This window comes from Pseudoalteromonas sp. UBA6610 (genome assembly GCF_002433295.1).
Classification (GTDB): domain Bacteria; phylum Pseudomonadota; class Gammaproteobacteria; order Enterobacterales; family Alteromonadaceae; genus Pseudoalteromonas; species Pseudoalteromonas atlantica.
The window spans coordinates 4,956-7,689 of sequence record NZ_DJHW01000100.1; the positions used below are offsets into that span (position 1 = coordinate 4,956).

Below are 2,734 nucleotides of genomic sequence, written 5' to 3' on the forward strand. Positions count from 1 at the left end.
GTCATAAAGGCAAGGTCAGATTCGCGCACAAGTGATGAACCCGGTACGTTACAAATGGTCATTGATGCCATGTAACCTTGCTCTTTAGCTAGGCGTAACGCAGCTAGTGTATCGGCAGTCTCACCCGATTGTGAAATAGTAACAAGTAGGCTGTTTTCGTGTACATACGACTGACGGTATCTAAATTCAGAAGCTATTTCTACATTACAGCTAACACCCGCCAATTGCTCAAGCCAGTAACGTGCAACCATACCTGAGTGGTATGACGTACCACAGGCAATAATTTGTACGTGTTTTACATCTTTAAATATTTGCTGAGCGCTGTCGCCAAAGGCATCAATTGCTACACGGTCGTCGTTTAAACGTCCTTCAAGGGTATTGCGTACCGCAAGTGGTTGCTCGTAGATTTCTTTTAGCATGTAGTGGCGGTAATCGCCTTTGCCTGATGCATCTTGTGTGATGTTTGATTCAACAACTTCACGCTCTACAGCATCACCATTTTCATCAAAAATTTCTACTGTGTCGCGCGTAATGCGGGCTACGTCGCCTTCTTCTAAAAAGATAAAGCTACGAGTAACCGGTAATAGTGCTAACTGATCAGAGGCAATAAAGTTTTCCCCAAGGCCTAAACCTATAACAAGTGGGCTACCTGAGCGCGCTACGATGATTTCGTTGTCGTTTGCTTTATCAAATACAACGGTACCAAATGCACCTTCAAATTGCTTAACCGCTGCTTGAACAGATGCAAGTAACGTAGTGTGTTGCTTACGAAGCTTATGAACTAAGTGCACCATTACTTCGGTATCGGTTTCAGATAGGAACTCGTAGCCTTCTTCTTTAAGCGATGCGCGTAGACTTGCGTGGTTTTCAATAATACCGTTATGCACTAGTGCTAGCTGGTTATTTGATACATGCGGATGAGCGTTTTCTTCTGTAACACTACCGTGTGTTGCCCAGCGTGTGTGTGCAATACCTGTATGACCGCTAACGCCTGCTTTCTCAAGTGCGGCTTCTACGTTTACTACTTTACCTACTGCTTTTACAGTATTAAGTGTGTTGCCATCAAGCAATGCTACGCCTGCTGAGTCGTAACCACGGTATTCAAGACGTTTAAGGCCTTCAACTAAAATTTTATTTACTGGACGTTCTGCAACTGCCCCAACTATTCCACACATAGTGTCTCCATTAATTTTTTAATTCTAGTAACTCGCTTTGTAGTTACTATCCAATAATCTCTGCACAAATTAGTTTTACACCACACGCCTCAATCGCTTTGCGTTTATCATCTGCTAAGCCAGTATCGGTTATTAAAGTGGTTACTATTTTCCACGGTAATTCTAAATTTGGTATTTTTCGGCCAATCTTATCTGACTCAACCATTACTATTACTTCACGGGCGGCCTTTGCCATAACTTGGCTTAAGCCGACTAACTCATTAAAGGTAGTCGTGCCGCGTTTTACATCTATGCCGTCTGCACCAATAAATAGCTGATCAAAATCATAAGAGCATAATACGTTTTCGGCAACTTGCCCCTGAAACGACTCAGAATGCGGATCCCACGTACCGCCAGTCATTAAAAGTGTTGGCTCGTTTTCAAGTGATAGTAAACGGCTCGCCACTTTAATCGCGTTAGTCATTACAACTAACCCGTGCTTATTTGCAAGCTCTGGGATCATAGCGGCCGTAGTACGCCCGCTATCAATAATAATGCGGTTATGATCTTTTATAAGTGCAGCAGCAGCCTTTGCTATTGCTACTTTGCGCTTAGAGTCTATTTCGTCGGTGACGATTTCTTTTGGCAGTGCGATAGCACCGCCGTAACGGCGCAGTAATAAGCCACTTTTTTCAAGCGCGGTTAAATCTTTACGAATGGTTACTTCAGATGTTTGAAACTGCTCCGCAAGCTTTTCAACAGCCACTTCACCTAGCTCATTTACCTGAGTAAGTATTAAATGACGGCGTTGCTGGGTGTTTCGTTTAGTCATAAAGCTCGTAGATTAAGTTTCGTTTCGAAAGATGTGCAATTCTAAACGAAACTAATTAAATGGCAAGTGAACGAGCAAAAATAAAGCAGCTTTCAACGAGTAATAATAAAGGTAAAATAGTCACAGCATCTCTTAACTAAACAAAGAAACCTTAATGCAGCCATTTAATAGCTTAAACAAAGAGCTTTTAGCCCTCCGTAAACAAACAGGCGAAATATGCCGACTCTTCAATAAAAGCCCGAGTAAAGGTAATTTAAAACGCATTAAAGAGCTATTCGCTCAATGCGGTGAAGGGGTAATTATAGAATCAGGTTTTCATTGCGATTATGGTAATCAAATAGCTATTGGTGATCGTAGCTTCATAAACATTAACTGTACGGTATTAGATGCCCCAATTAGTGAAGGAGCTATCAGCATTGGTGATGACTGCTTAATTGGCCCCAATGTTCAGCTATTGACTGTATCCCATGCTGTTAACCCTACACAGCGACTGAATAAAGAAAACTTTGTTGCTCCTATTACAATAGGCAACAACGTGTGGATTGGCGCAGGTGCAATTATTTTAGCGGGCGTATGCATTGGGGATAACAGTATTATTGGTGCGGGATCTGTAGTTACTAAAAGTGTAGAGGCGGATACTGTTGTTGCTGGTAATCCAGCTCGTGAGATAAGAACACTATAATTATAATCGATGTTTTTTAGCGTCGGGAGTCGCTACGCTCGCCCGACCTACATTCTAGAAGTAGAT

Annotated in this window: 3 protein-coding genes; 1 reads left to right on the top strand and 2 read right to left on the bottom strand. The window is 42.2% G+C overall.

The features are described 5' to 3' along the window. Nucleotides 1–1,175, bottom strand: a 1,175-nt coding sequence (glmS, locus tag B4F91_RS13395) for a glutamine--fructose-6-phosphate transaminase (isomerizing) (RefSeq protein WP_288635851.1), incomplete at its 3' end; no start/stop codon positions are given. A gap of 46 nt (nt 1,176–1,221) precedes the next feature. Continuing rightward, nucleotides 1,222–1,986 (bottom strand): DeoR/GlpR family DNA-binding transcription regulator, encoded by a 765-nt coding sequence (locus B4F91_RS13400; RefSeq protein ID WP_288635852.1) that lies wholly within the window; start codon nt 1,984–1,986, stop codon nt 1,222–1,224. Between the two features lie 154 nt (nt 1,987–2,140). Here B4F91_RS13400 and B4F91_RS13405 point away from each other — a divergent pair, with 154 nt between their 5' ends. Then, a complete protein-coding gene (locus B4F91_RS13405; RefSeq protein ID WP_096042518.1) occupies nt 2,141–2,668 on the top strand; it encodes a sugar O-acetyltransferase in 528 nt (175 codons plus the stop codon). The last annotated feature ends 66 nt before the right edge of the window (nt 2,669–2,734 follow it).

Bases quoted from the DNA above. Each gene is read 5' to 3' on its own strand.
- B4F91_RS13400 (WP_288635852.1), bottom strand. From the start codon at position 1,986: ATGACTAAACGAAACACCCAGCAACGCCGTCATTTAATACTTACTCAG.
- B4F91_RS13405 (WP_096042518.1), top strand. From the start codon at position 2,141: ATGCAGCCATTTAATAGCTTAAACAAAGAGCTTTTAGCCCTCCGTAAA.